The sequence below is a fragment of the Gemmatimonadota bacterium genome (assembly GCA_026706845.1).
Taxonomy (GTDB): domain Bacteria; phylum Latescibacterota; class UBA2968; order UBA2968; family UBA2968; genus VXRD01.
Map to the genome: position 1 here is coordinate 1 of JAPOXY010000202.1, position 16,707 is coordinate 16,707.

Annotated in this window: 18 protein-coding genes; 1 reads left to right on the plus strand and 17 read right to left on the minus strand. The window is 51.6% G+C overall.

All coding sequences use genetic code 11. The features are described from left to right. The coding region (locus tag OXG87_18330; GenBank protein ID MCY3871511.1) for a biotin--[acetyl-CoA-carboxylase] ligase at nt 1-745 on the plus strand (745 nt) is incomplete at its 5' end. 12 nt (nt 746-757) lie between these two features. On the opposite strand, the gene OXG87_18335 is transcribed toward OXG87_18330, so the two are convergent. From OXG87_18335 to OXG87_18415, 17 genes are all read right to left on the minus strand, one after another. Continuing rightward, the gene (locus OXG87_18335; GenBank protein MCY3871512.1) at nt 758-2,548 is read right to left on the minus strand and encodes a biotin attachment protein; all 1,791 of its coding nucleotides are present in this window, start codon (nt 2,546-2,548) and stop codon (nt 758-760) included. Nucleotides 2,549-2,576: 28 nt separating this feature from the next. Beyond that, entirely contained in the window at nt 2,577-3,704 is a 1,128-nt protein-coding gene (locus OXG87_18340; GenBank protein ID MCY3871513.1) for a sodium ion-translocating decarboxylase subunit beta, read from the minus strand. 32 nt (nt 3,705-3,736) lie between these two features. Then, nucleotides 3,737-4,000, minus strand: a complete 264-nt coding sequence (locus tag OXG87_18345; GenBank protein ID MCY3871514.1) for an OadG family protein — start codon at nt 3,998-4,000, stop codon at nt 3,737-3,739. 148 nt (nt 4,001-4,148) lie between these two features. Further along, complete coding sequence (locus OXG87_18350; GenBank protein MCY3871515.1) at nt 4,149-4,403, minus strand: DUF493 domain-containing protein; 255 nt, start codon at nt 4,401-4,403, stop codon at nt 4,149-4,151. A 79-nt stretch (nt 4,404-4,482) separates the two neighbouring features. After that, nucleotides 4,483-5,034 (minus strand): HEAT repeat domain-containing protein, encoded by a 552-nt coding sequence (locus OXG87_18355; GenBank protein ID MCY3871516.1) that lies wholly within the window; start codon nt 5,032-5,034, stop codon nt 4,483-4,485. Between the two features lie 71 nt (nt 5,035-5,105). Beyond that, nucleotides 5,106-6,131, minus strand: a complete 1,026-nt coding sequence (locus OXG87_18360; protein ID MCY3871517.1) for a GGDEF domain-containing protein — start codon at nt 6,129-6,131, stop codon at nt 5,106-5,108. A gap of 3 nt (nt 6,132-6,134) precedes the next feature. After that, nucleotides 6,135-6,623: a dCMP deaminase family protein gene (locus tag OXG87_18365; GenBank protein ID MCY3871518.1), complete on the minus strand. Its 489-nt coding sequence runs from the start codon at nt 6,621-6,623 to the stop codon at nt 6,135-6,137. A 10-nt stretch (nt 6,624-6,633) separates the two neighbouring features. Further along, a complete protein-coding gene (locus OXG87_18370; GenBank protein MCY3871519.1) occupies nt 6,634-7,626 on the minus strand; it encodes a hydroxyacid dehydrogenase in 993 nt (330 codons plus the stop codon). A gap of 16 nt (nt 7,627-7,642) precedes the next feature. After that, complete coding sequence (locus OXG87_18375) at nt 7,643-8,611, minus strand: C-terminal binding protein (protein ID MCY3871520.1); 969 nt, start codon at nt 8,609-8,611, stop codon at nt 7,643-7,645. After that, nucleotides 8,608-9,969, minus strand: coding sequence for a M20/M25/M40 family metallo-hydrolase (locus OXG87_18380; GenBank protein MCY3871521.1), 1,362 nt, complete (start codon nt 9,967-9,969; stop codon nt 8,608-8,610). Before OXG87_18380 ends, OXG87_18375 begins: the two co-directional genes overlap by 4 nt. An 11-nt stretch (nt 9,970-9,980) precedes the next feature. Next, entirely contained in the window at nt 9,981-11,417 is a 1,437-nt protein-coding gene (locus OXG87_18385) for a hypothetical protein (protein MCY3871522.1), read from the minus strand. Next, on the minus strand, nt 11,414-12,637 hold the full coding sequence (locus tag OXG87_18390) for an inner membrane CreD family protein (GenBank protein MCY3871523.1): 1,224 nt from the start codon (nt 12,635-12,637) through the stop codon (nt 11,414-11,416). Before OXG87_18390 ends, OXG87_18385 begins: the two co-directional genes overlap by 4 nt. Nucleotides 12,638-12,748: 111 nt before the next feature. Beyond that, nucleotides 12,749-13,117 (minus strand): fluoride efflux transporter CrcB, encoded by a 369-nt coding sequence (gene crcB, locus OXG87_18395; GenBank protein ID MCY3871524.1) that lies wholly within the window; start codon nt 13,115-13,117, stop codon nt 12,749-12,751. A gap of 1 nt (nt 13,118) precedes the next feature. Beyond that, nucleotides 13,119-13,541: a hypothetical protein gene (locus OXG87_18400; protein ID MCY3871525.1), complete on the minus strand. Its 423-nt coding sequence runs from the start codon at nt 13,539-13,541 to the stop codon at nt 13,119-13,121. Nucleotides 13,542-13,681: 140 nt separating this feature from the next. Beyond that, nucleotides 13,682-14,554: an aldo/keto reductase gene (locus tag OXG87_18405; protein ID MCY3871526.1), complete on the minus strand. Its 873-nt coding sequence runs from the start codon at nt 14,552-14,554 to the stop codon at nt 13,682-13,684. Nucleotides 14,555-14,578: 24 nt separating this feature from the next. Continuing rightward, a complete protein-coding gene (locus OXG87_18410; protein MCY3871527.1) occupies nt 14,579-15,898 on the minus strand; it encodes a right-handed parallel beta-helix repeat-containing protein in 1,320 nt (439 codons plus the stop codon). A 34-nt stretch (nt 15,899-15,932) separates the two neighbouring features. After that, a partial coding sequence (locus OXG87_18415; protein ID MCY3871528.1) for a hypothetical protein occupies nt 15,933-16,707 on the minus strand: 775 nt, incomplete at its 5' end.

The following is a 16,707-nucleotide window of genomic DNA, read 5'->3' on the forward strand; positions in this document are numbered from 1 at the left end:
TATGAATTTTCTACCTCCCGAATGGCACGATCAACTCGCTTCGACCAATACGCATCTTCTCGAGCGTCTATATCGAGGTGAGAAGCTTTCCTCTGGCTTTGTCATCGCTGCGCGGGAGCAGACAGCGGGACGGGGACGTTATCGGCGTCAATGGATCGCGCAGGCTAATGAGAATTTGACGTTTTCCTTTCTTCTCATTACAAGAGCCGCATTTTCCCAACTTACTTCTCTTCCCATTGCCATTGCTCTGGGTGTATCCGATGCGCTGAAAACTTATGGTATGAGTGCGCAGACCAAGTGGCCCAACGATGTTTTGATCGATGGCGCCAAAATTTGCGGTATGCTTCTCGAGCGCAGCGATCAAAAACAGCCCGATGGTACGGCGATTGTCATTGGTATTGGTCTCAATGTGAATATGGATGCGACGACTGCGGCTCTTATCGATCGCCCCGTTACTTCTATGCGTCTTGAAACGGGATGGGAGTACGATCTTGAACAAGTGCTCGAACAAGTGCTCTCATCCACTGTTCCCTGGATTGATCGCTGGGAAAGCGAGGGTTTTCCTGCTCTTCGCACCGCATGGGAGCATCGCTGTGTTTATATGGGTGAGGAGATTTCGGTTGGCGAAGGCGATGATGTGAAAACGGGCATTCTCGCAGGGTTTGGCGACTGCGGTCAGCTTTTGTTGCGCGAGCCAGATGGTCAGGTGAGTGAGATTTGGGCAGGCGATGTCGCGGCGGTTTAGAGGCTGGGTGTTTTATCCCACCATCGCAAGCGTCTGACCATTGGATACTTGATCGCCGACGTTGACGGGCATTTCGACGACTGTGCCCGCATTTGGAGAGGTGATCTGGACTTCCATTTTCATGGCTTCCAGAATGAGGATCGATTCGCCGGCCTGGACGTGATCTCCTGCGTGTTTTAAGATCCGAATGACTTTTCCAGGCATTTGCGCGCTTACGGGTTCGGCATTGGTGGGTGCTGTTTCCTGTGTAGATACCGCATCCTCTATATCCACTGTATAAGTTGTGCCGTTTACGGTAGCGATATTGCCGTCAATTTGTACGCTCACGGATTTGCCGTTGACCTGTAGCTTGTATTCTGCTGCGCCGTCGGCAACTGGCGCGGGTGCGTCATCCTGTTTTTCGATTTTCCGCACGCCTATTTCGGCATCGCCTTTCAAGAAATCCATTCCCTTGTCGCCGCAGGTCGCTACGATGAAGATGTGCTCGTCCGTCGCTTCAATTCCCTCGGCGTCCAACAGTTTCTTCGCGGCTTCTCTTCCCTTTTCGGGATCGGCATCATTGCGTTCAAGAGGCGGCTGGTCTGTGGGTTCAAGTCCCAGTTGATTTGACGCGATTTTTACAACTTCGGGGTCGGGGGGCACAGGGGTTTTGCCAAAATAGCCGAGTACCATCTGCCCATAGGGTTCGGCGATTCTTTCCCAGGGACCAAACATCACGTTGTTAAATGCCTGTTGAAAATAGAATTGCGATACGGGTGTGACAGATGTGCCAAAACCGCCCCGTGCGACTACGTCGCCCATGGCTTTGATCATGTCGGGATATTTGTCCATAATGCCATTGTCGCGCAACATCTGCGTATTGGCCGTGAGCGCGCCGCCCGGCATGGGACTCCAGGGGATCATGGGTTCAACTGCCGTAGCTTCTGGTGGCAAAAAGTAATCCGCCATGCATTCTTTAAATACTTCTTCGGCGTCGCGGACTTTCTCTATGTCGATGTCCAGGTCGTAATCTGTACCGCGAAGCGCGTGCCACATGACCAGGATATCGGGCTGGCAGGTGCCTCCGGAACACGGTGCCAGGGACAGGTCTATGGCATCGGCTCCCGCTTCCAGCGCGGCCAGATTGGCCTGTACGCTGATCCCGGCCGTTTCATGGGTGTGAAAGTGGATAAATGTGCCATCGGGCAGCAGTTGGTGCGCCCGTTTAATGGTCTCATATACTTTTGATGGCACGGCTGTACCTGAGGCGTCTTTGAAACACACGGAGTGATATGGAATATCGGCTTCTAAAATTTCGCGGAGTGTTTGTTCGTAAAAATCCGCGTCGTGTGCGCCGGTGCAGCCGGGTGGCAATTCCATCAATGTCACGCATACTTGATGATGCAATCCCGCATCTGCGATGCATTGTCCGCTGTAGATCAAATTGTTGACATCGTTGAGGGCGTCAAAATTGCGGATGGTCGTAATGCCGTGTTTTTTGAACAGTTCGGCGTGCAGCTTGATGATATCGCTCGACTGCGATTCCAATCCCACGACATTCACGCCGCGGGCCAGGGTCTGCAAATTGGCCTCTGGTCCTGCGGCTTCTCGGAATGCATCGGTCATTGCAAACGCATCTTCGTTGCAATAAAAGTACAGGGACTGAAATCGCGCCCCGCCTCCGGCTTCATAATAATCGATACCCGCTTCGCGTGCGGCTTCTACCGCAGGTAAAAAGTCGGGTGTGAATACGCGCGCGCCATAGACCGACTGGAAGCCGTCGCGAAATGCTGTATTCATAAATATTACTTTTTTCTTTGCCATAATTAAAATCCTTCGACAAATGCAGAGCCTACTGAACCAGTACCGACCACAAGATCCCCGCGGCAACGGCTGAGCCGATCACGCCAGCTACATTGGGTGCCATGGCGTGCATCAATAGGAAATTATGTGCGTCTTCTTGTTGCCCCACCATCTGCACGACCCGTGCGGAGTCGGGCACTGCCGATACGCCTGCGGCACCTACGAGGGGATTGATTTTTTCTTTTGTCAACACGTTCATCAATTTTGCAAACAGGACGCCGCTGGCCGTAGCGACTGCAAAAGATAGCGCGCCCAGGCCAAAAATCAAAAGCGAATCAGGGGTCAAGAATGTTTGTGCCTCTGTGCTGGCACCTACGGAAAAGCCGAGCAGGATTGTGACAATATCGACCATTGCTGTGCGTGCGGACTCTGCCAATCGGTCTGTGACCATGCTCTCTTTTAACAAGTTGCCAAAAAATAACATGCCCAGCAGGGTCAATGCGCCCGGCGCAATTAAGGTTGCAATCAAGAAGCCAGCTATCGGAAAAATGATGCGTTCGCGCTTGGAGGGTGTGCGCGGTTCGGGCATGCGAATCAGGCGTTCGCGTTTGGTCGTCAATAGCATCATAACCGGGGGCTGAATTACCGGGACGAGTGCCATGTACGAATACGCCGCGATGGCAATGGCGCCCAAAAGATGAGGGGCCAATTTGGCCGATAGGAAAATAGCCGTAGGTCCATCAGCGCCGCCAATGATTCCGATGGCTCCAGATTCAGAAGGTGAAAAGCCCAGATATAGCGCGCCGATCAGGGTCAGGAATATGCCCATTTGCGCCGCAGCGCCTAATAGTACCAGTTTGGGATTGGACAGGAGTGTCGAAAAATCGGTCATTGCGCCAATTCCCAAAAAGATCAGCGGCGGGAATAAGCCCGATGTCACGCCGAAGTAAATATAGCGCAGTACACTGCCCTCGTCGTAAACGCCGAGGGCCATGCTCGGAATAGCAGGGATATTTCCCACGATCATGCCAAAACCGATTGGCAGCAACAACAGGGGTTCGTAATCTCTGGTGATCGCCAGGTGAATAAATACAATGCCAATTGCGATCATAATGACATTGCCCCAACTCAAGTTGGCAAATCCAGTTGTATGCAAAAAGTCGTAAAATATATCCATCCGCTACCTGAAAATTCTTGTGAGTAATCGCGTCAAGTTTTACCCGTGCTTCTCATGTGCATGACATAACCGATTGCGGCCAGTGCAGCGCTATCGTCTTCAGCCTGTACGGGCACACCGTGATGTCCTGCAGATTCGGGAAATTTTTTTGCGACAACAGCCAATATTTTGGGCAATATTACAATAAATGCACTGATCAATGTCAAAACGCTGAATACAATGATCATCCCGGTCAGCGCAATGCCCAGGCCCTGACCATCTTCAATATTCTGCATGCTAAAGTTAAAATTGTACATAGGAAGCCCTACAGGTGGGGTCTTGTTCGCAATCGTAGTGGTTGTTTAATTCCACTACAATAGCACCGCAATAAGCGAGGATCGCAAGCTGTAAATAGTGCAGGAAATAGCGTGGATTGTCAAGATAAAATAGGAAGGAATGGCGGATTCAAAGAACAATTTGAATACTGCGATGGTGTCTGAGAGCCTCATAGATATTGAGGCGGTGGGATTCGTCGAGGACGACCATATCGAGGTTTAAGCTGCGATACTTTCCATGCCTGCTCTGATTTGAAAAGGTCAGGGTATAATCGCTGTCGCCCACAATTTCGGCAATCGCCCGACGCATGTGTTCTTCTTCGCGGCCAATGATCTTAAAATTCCAGGGACACGGATACTCAATTTCTGATGGTCCTTCGATCATAAAAAAATCCTTTGTTGAATTGGGATACAACTGTATTAGCACTCTGGTAAAGCGGGCGACCACAGGGGGTCGCCCCTACTCATTTTTTTCCTATACAATCTTCACATGCCAATGCAAAGCGCATTTGCCCGCCATCGGGTATTTCGGTATCAAAATCTGTTTTTACCCTGCCATTTGTTCCGCAAAAATCACATCGGCCAGTCTGATCGTATTCCGATTGGGCGGCGACTTTGAGCATGGTGCGTTCTTTGTGCGCGTAATTTTCGTTTTGCACCTGTCGCATAAAGTTCAGGACTGTCTTATCGGTTTCATTTTGACGGGCGCGTTCAAAAATTTCATCCATTCTCGGATCGTCGGGTACGCCGCCATCTTCCAGCGTGTGCCAGGCGCGGGCGCGCACGTTTGGGTCGGGGTCTTCCATGAGTCTGAATAGCGCGGTCTGTATTTCGGGTACGGGATGCCGCACATGACACGGACACAAATTGGCAGCGGCTTCGTGCCGGTCTGTCGGGTCGTCGCTCTCCGCCAGTGCCAGATAATGCGGAATATCTTCCCGTCGCAACCGAAGTTCGCCTACCTTTTTTGCTTTTTTCTGGTATTTATTCATTCCATAGCGTTTCTTTTTTGGCATGACTTTCTCCTTAAAATGAACGGGCGGATGAGGGGACACTAAATACGACGATGCAACCCCGTTTCGGGTTTCTAAACCGGGTCAGCCAGTTCTATATCATTTTTTCCGCGGTTTTTTACGCGGTATAGGGCGGCATCTGCTTTTCTGAGCGCGTCTTCTGTCGATTCGGGTACGCCGTGATAAACCCCAATGGATATCGTGCCTTCCGTGCGCTCATCAACGGCTCGGTTCAAACGGCGGGCTATTGCATAAGCACGCGCTCTCGACGTATTTTCAACCACTGCTGCAAATTCATCTCCCGCCAACCGCGACAACAAATCCGATCCGCGCAGCATGTCACTCAATACCTGCGCCAAATCTGCAATAAATCGGTCGCCCGCGTCGTGCCCTTTGCCGTCGTTGATGGCTTTGAGCGAATCGGAATCCATGTAGTAGAGCGCGAGGGGTTTTCCATTGCGATTTGCGCGTCGCACCATTCGGGTAAATACTGCTTCAAAGCCGCGCCGATTGTACAGACCTGTCAGAAAATCTGTGCGCGATTCCAGTGTCATCCTGTGTAACAGGGCGGCATTGATACGCGCAATTTCTCGAAAAAAGTTCAGGGAAATATCCGATAATGTATCCTCAGTAGATTTTTCGGTCAACCAGACCACCTGCGGGATCGCATGTTGTTGTGCCCGGGCGAGTACGCATTGGACAGTGGAAAAGATTATCTCGGACATTTGGGGATGCAGGCCATAATCTTCGCTCGATATTTTGATGCCACCACAAGATACGCGCTGTCCTGTTTGCTCTGCAATCACGGTAGGCAGAGATGATGGAATTTCCTGTACACGCGCATCATCGGCATTAAAAAGTACGGCGAGTTTGTTCTTTGCTATGCGAAAGATATCGGGAATGGGAATAAATTCTGCCATAGTATTTAGCACTTTAAGCACCTGGCTCACATTGTCCCCATGCGCTTGATTGGTGTCAATGCCCAAAATTAGCAATGCACCAAACTGCCTGCGGTATAAAATATCCACAAGCGCGCGCTTCAAATCGGTCGCGCCTGGCAATGCCTTGGTGATGCTATCTTGAAATGCCAGAGATGCCATGACTCAGACCCTGAAATCAAGGACAACGCGCTCTCGATATTCTTCCAGCGCGCGATAGCGAACCCCCGCACTGTTAAACATGCGGTAGGTGGCTTTTACGGAATCGGATTTCGGATATTTATTCGCCAGATAGATCACTTCGCGAATGCCCGACTGGATTATTACTTTTGCACATTCATTGCACGGAAATAAGGTGACGTAAAGCGTGCATTCATGTAAGTCTGCGCTGATTTTGTTCAGAATTGCATTTAATTCTGCATGGCAGATATAGGGATATTTTGTGTCGAGAAAATCGCCTTCTCTGCCCCAGGGAAACTCATCGTCCGAACATCCAATGGGCAATCCGTTGTATCCAATGCCCACGATTTTCTTTTTTTCATTGATAATACATGCGCCTACCTGTGTATTGGGGTCTTTGCTGCGGTGCGCCGATAGCAAGGCCACACCCATAAAATACTCATCCCAGGATAAATAATCTACGCGTTTTTGCATTATATCCTTTCTATGCCAGCCGATCCAACATTTCTCGTTTGACTTGAAATAGCTGGTCTTCACCCGCAAAAAATCGGCGCAATTCTTCGACTACCAGTGCGCCGATGCGATAGGATTGTAGCCCGGCGCAATGCGGCGTTAAGACCACGTTGGGCAAACGGCGCAGTGGGCTGTCCATAGCAGGCGGTTCGGGATCGGTTACGTCTAAGAAGGCGGAGAATCGCCCTTTTTGCAATTCTGCGACTAGCGCGGCTTCGTCGATATTGGCACCGCGCGATGTGTTGATAAATACGCAGTCATCGCGCATGAGTTTGAAATGCGTTTCATTCCAGAGGTGATATGTCGCGTCCAATTTTGGTGCGTGAACGGTTACCACTTCTGCCTCGCGCGCTATTGTCTCCAGGTCCGCGAGTTCTGCGCCAAATTCCTCGCGCGCCCGCTCTGGCGTCACAAAGGGGTCGTAGAGCAATATGCGCGTCTGATAGGGTCGCAACAACCGCATTACGCGCTGCCCGACCTGGCTGGCACTGATGACGCCTATTGTGCGCCGATATAGCGAGCGAGATTCGGTCTTGTCCGGTTTTTTTTCGCCTTCTCGCATGGCGCGCGAATGGGAAAATACCCGGCGCAATCCCATGGTCATAAATCCCATGGTCAGTTCCGCGACATCATCGGCTATCGCCGGCGCAGCACTTGTTACCACAATATCTTTTTCCCACGCTTCGTCGCAGATTTTTCCTTTTACGGTGCCCGCGCCATAAGCCCAAATTTTTAGCGTTGGCACGCCTTCCAGAATTGCTGGTGTCAAATCTCCCGAGTTCCAGCTCGTCATCGCTCCATCCATTCCGTTCAGAAATTCAGCCGCTTCTTCATCTACGATATCGCGGTCTTCATCGTTGATTGTCACATTTGCAAAACTTTCCAATGTCTCCAAATCCCGATCACTCAATATTTTTTTTCTGAGCGATTTCCGAATCACAATACCCACGTTTGGTTTGCTCACACTGATACTCCTTTGGTTACTGATTCTCATATTCCGGGTTGACCAGATGCACGGGTGCTTTTCCCGTCAGGACTCGTCGCGCTTCCCAGGCGGCTTTTTTTTGCAATTCAACGAGCGATTCTTCGGAATAAAAAGCCGAGTGCGGGCTGTGAATTACCCGATCTGTATGGATTAAACGATCTCCTGTTTCGGGCGGTTCCTGGCATCGCACATCGAGGGCAGCACTCGCAATGGTGTTATTTTTTAATGCCTCGAGTAGTGCTGATTCATCGACAATATCGCCCCGCGAAGTGTTGATCAAACACGCTGTTGGCTTCATTTTTGCGAGATTATCGGCATTGATCAAGCCTCGCGTTTCATCGGTAGATGGACAGTGAAGCGATACGAAATCCGATGTGCGAAGCAGGGTGTCCAGATCCGCGAATTCGACGCCACAGGCGCGCGCTTGTTCCGGTGTCAGAGACCGCGAGTAGGCCAACACATGTAGCCCAAAAGCCCGGGCGCGGGGAACGACCTCGCGCGCAATTTGCCCAAAGCCGATCAGGCCGAGTACCTGTCCCGTTAAACGCCGCAGGGGCAAGCCGGCCTGGATATCCCAGGTGCCGCTGCGAATGAGCCGATCAAATTGCGCGACTTTGTGCGAAAGCCCCAATAGCAGGGCCATGGTTTGCTCGGCTACGTCGATAAAACAATAATCGGGTACATTGGCTACGGGAATGCCCTGTTTGGTTGCATAGGCTACATCGATATTGTCCAGTCCTACGCCGTATCGCACGATTACTTTCAGATCGGGCAATGCAGATGCGATAACCGCGCGCGTTGTTTGCGCCCAGCAGGTCATGATGCCACAGCACCCCTGCGCCAATTGGACAAGTGTTTTTTCTTCGCCATCGGGTGCGGGAATGAGTTCGGCACCGATTTCATCCAGGACACTTTTTTCTACGTCTAAATTTGCCCAGGCATAATCTGTCACCAGAATTTTCACGCGTTATCTCCCGGTGAGGATTGGCAAAATCGCATTACAATATCGTATAAAATGCGCGTTGCAAAGACGAGATTTTCGACTGAGGTGCGTTCGTTATGCCCGTGTATCAGATTCATTTCTTTTTCTTCTCGCACTTGTCGGTGGGGCATAAATCCGTAAACCTGTACATGGGGCCAACGCGGACAAATATGCTTGGCGTCTGTGCCTCCGCTCATCAGCGCGGGGACTACGGTGGCGTCTGGGTCGCGTTCTGCCATGACCTGGACGATGGTTTCATATAAGGGCGAATCTGTACTGGCTTCTAAAGGTGGGCTATACTGGTCCACAATAAGATCAATTTCATCGCCAATCGAGGATCGGATTTCGGCTTCAAAGCTCTTGTCGGTCTGTCCGGGCGCGAGCCGGCCATCGATCCGCGCAGTTGCTTCAGCGGGGATGACATTGATTTTGCTGCCTGCTTCGAGGATTGTTGGAGAGATCGTGTTGTGCAATAGGGCGCGCAGTGAGGCGATCATATCTGGCGCGAGGGGCAATTTTTGCAATGCGTTCTCGCTGTCTGTCTCATCGAGTGCGCGGCGCAACTGTTGTGCGGTCTCATCGTCCTGTGTCGCTGCTATGCCTTCTAAGAATGCGCGCAGTGTTTTAGAGGGGTGCATGGGAAGTTTTGCCTGTCCCAAAGCTGCAATGGCGCGGCTGAGTTTGACGACTGCATTGTCGCGGTGTGGACGGGAGCCGTGTCCTGGGCGTCCTTTTGCTTGCAGGCGAAATCGAAAAATGCCCTTTTGTCCCGTTTGACACGTATAAAAGTGTTTTCCATTTACATAAAAATCACCGCCTCCGCCTTCTGTCAATACGTATTTTGCATTGACTTGTTCGGGATGGTGATCGATGAGCCAACCGATGCCGTGGTTTCCTCTGCCAGCCTCTTCATCTGCGGTTGCCGCATAGATTACGTCGCGGTTCAGGGTCACACCCTGCCGTTTTAAGAGCAAGAAGACCATGAGTTCTGCTGCGACCATGTTTTTCATGTCCAGTGCGCCGCGTCCCCAGATATAGCCGTTGTGCAATTCCCCGCCAAAGGGGTCGCGCGACCATTTATCGGGTTCTACGGCGACGACATCGGTGTGTCCCAATAGCATGAGCGCGGGTGCGTTTCCACCTTTTAAGCGCGCTGTGACATTTCCGCGTCCGGGTTCTGATTCTGTGATCGTGGGGTCAATGCCCTCGCGCTTCAATATATCGGCAATATAATTTGCACACAGGATTTCATTGCCGGGGGGATTGGTCGTGTTACACCGAATCAGGTGCTGCAAGAAATTCGTTACTTCTTTTTCGATGTGGTGCCAGTCTATGGTCATTGTTTTAACTTTCAGGCGAGTTCATCTATGGTCCAGTCCGCAAGGAGGGTAAATTGGAGGGTGTCCAGTTCAAAGCCATAACCAAATGGTGCTTCGACAACGCTTTCTACGTTGAGTGTGCCATTGTGTACATTTAGAATGGGAAAGCCCCGCGCGTGTTGGCGATAAAGGGTGCTGTGATGCGCGAGTACCTGTTTTTGTATGGTTTCGGGATACATGTCCAATCCCGCAAAATAGTGATGTCCGTTGCGTTCTGAGTGATCTACGCCCAATACAGCGAGTACAGCGAGGTCCTGTAACAGAGCCACGGGGCCGACATTGGCGAGGTCTTCACTGCTTAAGACATAAGTTCCCGAGGGGTCGCGTTGTTGGCGATGGGCTATTAAGCACGCATTGGCAATGCCCTTGAAAATGCCTTTACAATTTTTGTGGCTCGTGCCCACGTAGCCGCAATCCAATGCCTGTGTTGCACTGTCGAGCGCGCCGTCCGATTCGTCGATGATCATCGGGGGGCGGTCGGTCCAATCTGTCAATACGGCTTTGACGGTTGTGCTGAGGGCCATGTCGCGATGGAGTGGCTGTTCGACAAAGATCAGTCCTTCCATAAAAGACGAGAGCACGGTATCGCCTTGTATGGTGTTCCAGAGTTTTCTAAAGGGTTCGACTTCTGTGTACTGTTCGTTGCCATCGAGTGTGAAGGCGCATTGATCGGGCATCAGATCTGCGATTTGCCAAAGGCGAGCAAGGTCCTGTTCTGCATCGCCGCACAGTTTAATTTTTAGATGTGTCAACCGATAGGCTTCGATATTTGCGGCCAATGACTGCGGCAGGCCATCATTTACGCGGTCTTCGTCTGCAATGTCTCCATCGGTCAATGGATCGGCGAGGCCCACGGTGTGCCGCACGGTGATTGATCGCCGCGCCGCGTGTGGCAAGAGGTCGCCGGGGGTGTTGCCGTGCAATTCGCCGTGGATATCGGATAGGCGAATGCCCAATGCATTTTCTTTTACAGCTTGTGCAAATGTCACGTCTTTTGCCCTGCAAAAGGCGTCGATTACTGCGCGTTCGATCATGCTGACGCCGAATGACCATAAGAGCGGTGGATAGGCCATTGTTGTGGCCCACGCGCGCTGTTTGGCATAAATCGTCTGCCAGAGATCGAATACCGATTTTTCTGCATCGCTGTGCAGGGCAATATCACAGGCATTTTGAATAACGGTGAGCATTTCATCCAGATCAGATTCAAATGGCGCATCTGGATTTTTGGTGAACCACTTTGGCGGCAATCCCTCTGCAGCCAGTCCAATTTCTGTTTTTCCATCGACTTTGACCTGCGCCCGCACAAATAAATGGGGCAATGCCACGAGCGATGCTATTCCGTATTTAAACGGGAATCGCGTATGCATGTTCAAGACGTTGAGATCGATTTTCTCTACTGATATACTCATTGAGATGATTCCTTATTAAATACTGTGTTCCAGTCGATGCGGCCGGTGAATTGCATGGCGGCGAACAGGGTTGTGATGCACAAGAGGGTGACGGCGAGTCCGGTATAGCCGGGAAAGAAAAAGGTGTAGGAAAAGAGCACGAGATAGACAAATTGTCCCAGGCCGATTTCGACAAATGCCAGGCGCGTGCCCAGGACCAGCCTCATGTACGAAATGACGAGGACAATGGAGACCGCCGAAGATAGGACAAAGGCATAGTGGATGTTCAGGTGGTCAACCAGATAAGCCAGTAGCAGGTGAAAACTAAAGAAGGCAGCACCGATGAAGAAATAGTGCATCGGGTGCAGGTCGAGGCCGCGCACTATGGAAAAGATAAAGAGCAAAAAGAAAAAAAGAAAGAGGGAGATGGGGGCGGCGGCAACGACTTTGCCGACCCAGGGTCCGGGATTGAGACGGGCCGGGAGGATCATTCCCAGGTCAATGCCGGTGAGGAGATGATTGTATTTCCACGTCAGGGTCCAGGCGTCGCCATCGCGGGTCCTTGAGGTGGGAGACATGCTATCTGGGGGAAAGTCAATGGCGGCGAAGTCCGTATGCATCGCCAGTTCAAAGTCCGATACCTGATTGACGTGGTCCCCAAAACTGTACCGCCATTGGTCCAGGCCCTGGGAGTGATAGGAGAGATCAATGGAGAGTTCCTGTCCGGGTGATAGTTCGATGGGTTGGATTAAATGACCGTTGCGGATTGGGAGTTCGGCAATGGATTGACCGTCAACGGTTAAAGTGAAGTCGTCGTACACTGCATTCGGGGCGGGTAGTTCCAGGTCGAAGGACAGGTGCCGGTTCTGGTCGGTGGGGTTGATCAGGGTGTAAGAGGCTGCGAATTGCACCTGATAGGTGGAATACCACAGCAAGCCTTTGCGACGGTGATCCAGAGACAGGTCAACTTCAATGCGACTGGCTTTGAGGTTCAAGAAATGTTTTTCATCTACTGTGCGTGAGACAGACTCGCCGTCGATAGTTTCGATATGGGTGACGCGCTCCAGCCAGTAGATTTGTGGTGCTCGCTGGGTCTGCGCCGTGCCCCAGAGTTGCCCCACAGCACTTTTGAGCTTGTCGTCCTGTTGCTCTGTGCGAATGTGGACGGTGGCACTCAGAATAATCCAGCCTACTGCGATGCAGAAAAAGATGATGCCAATGGCGATGATGCGTTTGACCATGAAATTCTCCTTTGTGTAACGGTTTGTAACTGTCTTCTGTCTGTGCTGTTTATACACGCCATTGGTCAGAGTGTTCTTTCAGATTTCATTTTTTTAGTATGATAAATTCCTTTATAGCGCTCGCCCGATTGCAATGCCGATCCAGCACCCCGCGATGCAGAGGGTGACACTTAAGAGGATGTTCATCAAGGCGAGTACAGGGTGGTTCGTTTCCAGCAGGTGCAGGGTTTCGATGGAAAAGGTCGAAAAAGTGGTGAATGCCCCCAGGAGACCTATTAGCAGACCATCGCGCCAGGGCATGTCCATATATTCAGACAGGCATACGTAAAGGAGCCCCATGAGGATCGATCCGGTGACGTTGACCGTGAGCGTGCCATAGGGAAAGCCGCGTCCGAACAGGATGTGTATGCTCATGGACATGCCGTAGCGCAATAAGGCTCCCAGAGCACCCCCACCAGCTATGAATAGTAGTTGCGCCACTTTACTCGTCGCTGCTGCGTAGCAGAGATATGCCCGTTGCGCCCAAAAGTAGCGGGAGGCTGGCGTCGATGAGTATCCACACGAGGGATACGGTCTCTGCCCCTATTGCGGTAAATGCATCACTGTGGAGATTGAAATAGTTCCAAAAAAACAGGATGCCGACGAATAATAAGCCGTAGAACTGGATGTTGGCGGCGAGGTATTCGCGGGTAATCGCGTCGCCACCAGCGACGCCTTTCTTGCGGATGTATCCGAATATCAGGCCCAGAATGATTGATAGAATCATTAACAGATTCAAGATGTTCCAAAATGGACTGTATGGCTGCCCGTCGCTGGAGGCGTGATAGAGCGGTTCTACTACGGTGTGGATGGCAACCGCTACCCCTACAATAGTGAGAATTGCACCGACTATTTGCTTGAGCATGATAAACTCCTTCTCAATTTGAGGATGGTTATTCGTCAGATCTGGCCTGGTCCATAGAAGAAAAAAAGCCCAGAGTCCAACGCTTTCTTTTTTCATGATGCCAAAGTTTTGTGTGTCTGGCAAGAGGTTATGGGGGTGGTTCACACTTCGGGAATCGCCAGTGCGGGAAGCGGCTGGGGCGGTCGCTGTGCGGCGATGGCGGCGGCCTGTTCGTCAGGGGTGAGGGGGACGAATCGCTCGGCTGAGTTGAGAACTTTTGGCAACAGGCTGATTTCGCCGCAAGTGGGGGCGGTGTGTACCGGCTGGGACAAGACCCACCACAGGGAACGGTCAATGGCTTTTTGTTCCCGGTGCGGGTCGTACCAGGTGTTGCAGTCTTTTGAATTTTCACCCCAGCCACCGCGTGCGATCATTTTGATTGTTTGGATGCCGATGTCGCGTGCATTTGCTTCGGCGAGTAGTGCTTCGGCGTCCCGGCGATAATTCGCGTCTCGCATGCTTGCCGGGTTCAGGGGGAACATGACGGTGTCGAAGTCGAAGCGGCTCAGGCTTTCCAGGATGGTACTCGGTACCTGAGGCCCGTGCCCGGTGATGCCCAGCCATCTGGTCAAACCCTGTTCGCGCATTTCTATCAGGGTTTCGAGTGCGCCGCCCGATGCGGTGGCTTTGTCCAGTTCGGGGATGGTGCCGACTGAGTGGAGTTGGAACAGGTCAAAGTTTTCGACGTTTAGTCGTTTCATCATTTGTTCCACATCCCGCCACGCTTCGTCGCGCGTGCGACAGTTTGTTTTTGAGCCGAGGAATACGTCGTCCCGTATGTCGGGCATCCAAGGAGCAACGCGTTCCATCGCGTGCCCATAGCTCGGTGCTATGTCGATGTGGTTTACGCCGTGGTCAAGGACGAGTTGTATGGCGCGATCTGCTTCGTCCTGATCCACATATCCAACCGAGAATGTGCCAAAGGTCGCTACTGTGCTCTGATGACCAGTGCGTCCAAGGGTTCGTTTCTGCATGAATTATCCTTTCTCTTTTAACGGTTATTTTCCTTCGAGTTCTGCCGCGAGTCGCGCCAACCACGCATCCACATCCGGAGGAATATTCAGTGGTCGTCTGACCATATTTATCTGGGGATATCCACCCGCCTCCTGCTGGCTATCGATCATCCGACCTTTGCGTTCGAGAAACTCGCGTATAATACGCTGATCTATTTCATCGCGGTCTTTCGGACGCGCACCCGCGCTTTGTACCACATGTTCCACTACTGCTGATGCAGGCAATGGTGTGATGTTACCCCAGATGGGTTTCTCTTCCAAAATGCGGATATTGCCCGAGGTCAAAGGCACATTAGCTCCTGTTCTATCTAAAGCGATATTATCCTCGAGATAGGCATCGCCCTTTGAGGACACCAATGCCAGTCCCGACCGCGTATTGTCACCGTGAATCATCACGTTGCCCACCACGCTCACACGCGCATTTTGTGGAACGAGATTGGTATCGCTAAATTCGGCATCTGAAAAACTCAGTTGAATCGCTCGGGATCCCGGGTTGTAGATCAAATTGTTCACGATCACCCCGGTTGTAAATGCTTTGAAATACGGGTTGCGATTTGCATTGTGGGCATACAAATTGCCGATGATGGCGATCTCCCGACAGAAGTCGTGAATCAGCGATCCCATGGAGTGCGGGCCTTTGCTGTGCGATGCATCATTCAGGCATTCGGCGATAATGCAATTGACAAATGCGATGCGACGAGAAGTTGCGTCTGGTCCCTCGGTGTTTGGACCAGACGCGCTCAAATTTTCATCTACTGCCCATGAAATCGAACAGTGATCGATCAATATATTGTACGCATCAGCACCCGCTGTGGAGATGCCATCTGGCTCCCATCCACTTCTTTTTGCTTCGCCCGCATCGCCTGGTCGCACCCGAATATGTTGTAAAACTACATCGTGTGTCTGAATGAAAATGGCACCGCGAATGATGGTAATGCCCGGGCTCGGTGCGGTTTGTCCAGCCACAGTTACAAAAGGTTCGCGGATGTTCAACCGCGTTTTGTTCAGGTCAATTACCCCTCCCACTTCGAATACCACAATACGCGAGCCCGATGCAGATAGTGCCGCATTGAGGGATCCCTGTCCACTCGCCAACAGATTTGTCACCCGAATGATTCTGCCCCCGCGTCCTCCAGGCGTGTTCATCCCGAAATCACTGGTCTGATTTTCCGTAATGTCAAAGCGGTGTGCATCCAGACCGCTATCTGTGGGAGTATCTCCATTTTCTGGTTCTGTGGGTTTATTTCCACCACACGCAATAAGCGCGACAAAAACACACAATGCAATTTTTTGGATTAAATTCATAAAGCCATTCCCCTCACGGGTAATCTTTATTGTCTCAACGCCAGCGTTCTTCAAAAACTGAGATCGCGGTTTGCGCTGCCAGCATGGACGTTTGCACGCGCTCCTGATAACCGCCCTGCATGGTCATTCCCGTCTCAATTGTGAATGACGGACCGTATTGATGCGCTCCGTAATCGGCCAGATTCAGTCCCTCGCCTCGCTCCTGGGCGATCAACCAGAATACGCCGCGTTCTCCTGTTTCAAAAAACGATCCGGGCGAATAACCTTCTGGCGCAAGTTTGGCTCCGGAATTGGCAACTGCCCGAATGATTGCATCTGCCATCCGCTTTTCCCATATTTCATCATTTTCGTTGCGCTGGTGGCGGGCGGAGAACCAGAAGCCATCTCCTCCGTATTCGTGCAGGTCCAGTGTTAGTCCGGGCTGAATTTCAGCCATCAAATTGCGCGTGCAACGCGGTTCCACTGGCGACCACGCCGTGTCGTGAAAGCGATTGATGTGCAATATCTCGCCTTCTGGACTCACTATCAGGGTATATGCTCGCTGGCAGAGGGCAGTGCCTTCAATGCCTTCGGCACGCGATGGAAAGAAAATGCGCCGTCCAAAGAGCGGTTTTAGAAAATCGACCCCTGTTTCGAATTTTCCAAAAATTCCCTCAGTCGAATACCCGTATTCGCCTATAATTGCGACGACTATTTCATCCTCTTCGTAGAGTACCTCGCCGTGTGTCCGCAGAATTTTCTCGACATCCTCTATGGAGTTTAACTCCGGTTCTTCGCCGAGGCTCAAGCTCAGCGCGTACGCGTATCCG

Excerpts from the sequence above, each read along its gene's own strand:
- OXG87_18405 (MCY3871526.1), bottom strand. The coding sequence starts at position 14,554 with ATGCAGAAACGAACCCTTGGACGCACTGGTCATCAGAGCACAGTAGCG.
- OXG87_18390 (MCY3871523.1), bottom strand. The coding sequence starts at position 12,637 with ATGGTCAAACGCATCATCGCCATTGGCATCATCTTTTTCTGCATCGCA.
- OXG87_18350 (MCY3871515.1), bottom strand. The coding sequence starts at position 4,403 with ATGATCGAAGGACCATCAGAAATTGAGTATCCGTGTCCCTGGAATTTT.
- OXG87_18345 (MCY3871514.1), bottom strand. The coding sequence starts at position 4,000 with ATGTACAATTTTAACTTTAGCATGCAGAATATTGAAGATGGTCAGGGC.
- OXG87_18400 (MCY3871525.1), bottom strand. The coding sequence starts at position 13,541 with ATGCTCAAGCAAATAGTCGGTGCAATTCTCACTATTGTAGGGGTAGCG.
- OXG87_18385 (MCY3871522.1), bottom strand. The coding sequence starts at position 11,417 with ATGAGTATATCAGTAGAGAAAATCGATCTCAACGTCTTGAACATGCAT.
- OXG87_18380 (MCY3871521.1), bottom strand. The coding sequence starts at position 9,969 with ATGACCATAGACTGGCACCACATCGAAAAAGAAGTAACGAATTTCTTG.
- OXG87_18360 (MCY3871517.1), bottom strand. The coding sequence starts at position 6,131 with ATGGCATCTCTGGCATTTCAAGATAGCATCACCAAGGCATTGCCAGGC.
- OXG87_18340 (MCY3871513.1), bottom strand. The coding sequence starts at position 3,704 with ATGGATATATTTTACGACTTTTTGCATACAACTGGATTTGCCAACTTG.
- OXG87_18410 (MCY3871527.1), bottom strand. The coding sequence starts at position 15,898 with ATGAATTTAATCCAAAAAATTGCATTGTGTGTTTTTGTCGCGCTTATT.
- OXG87_18335 (MCY3871512.1), bottom strand. The coding sequence starts at position 2,548 with ATGGCAAAGAAAAAAGTAATATTTATGAATACAGCATTTCGCGACGGC.
- OXG87_18355 (MCY3871516.1), bottom strand. The coding sequence starts at position 5,034 with ATGCCAAAAAAGAAACGCTATGGAATGAATAAATACCAGAAAAAAGCA.
- OXG87_18365 (MCY3871518.1), bottom strand. The coding sequence starts at position 6,623 with ATGCAAAAACGCGTAGATTATTTATCCTGGGATGAGTATTTTATGGGT.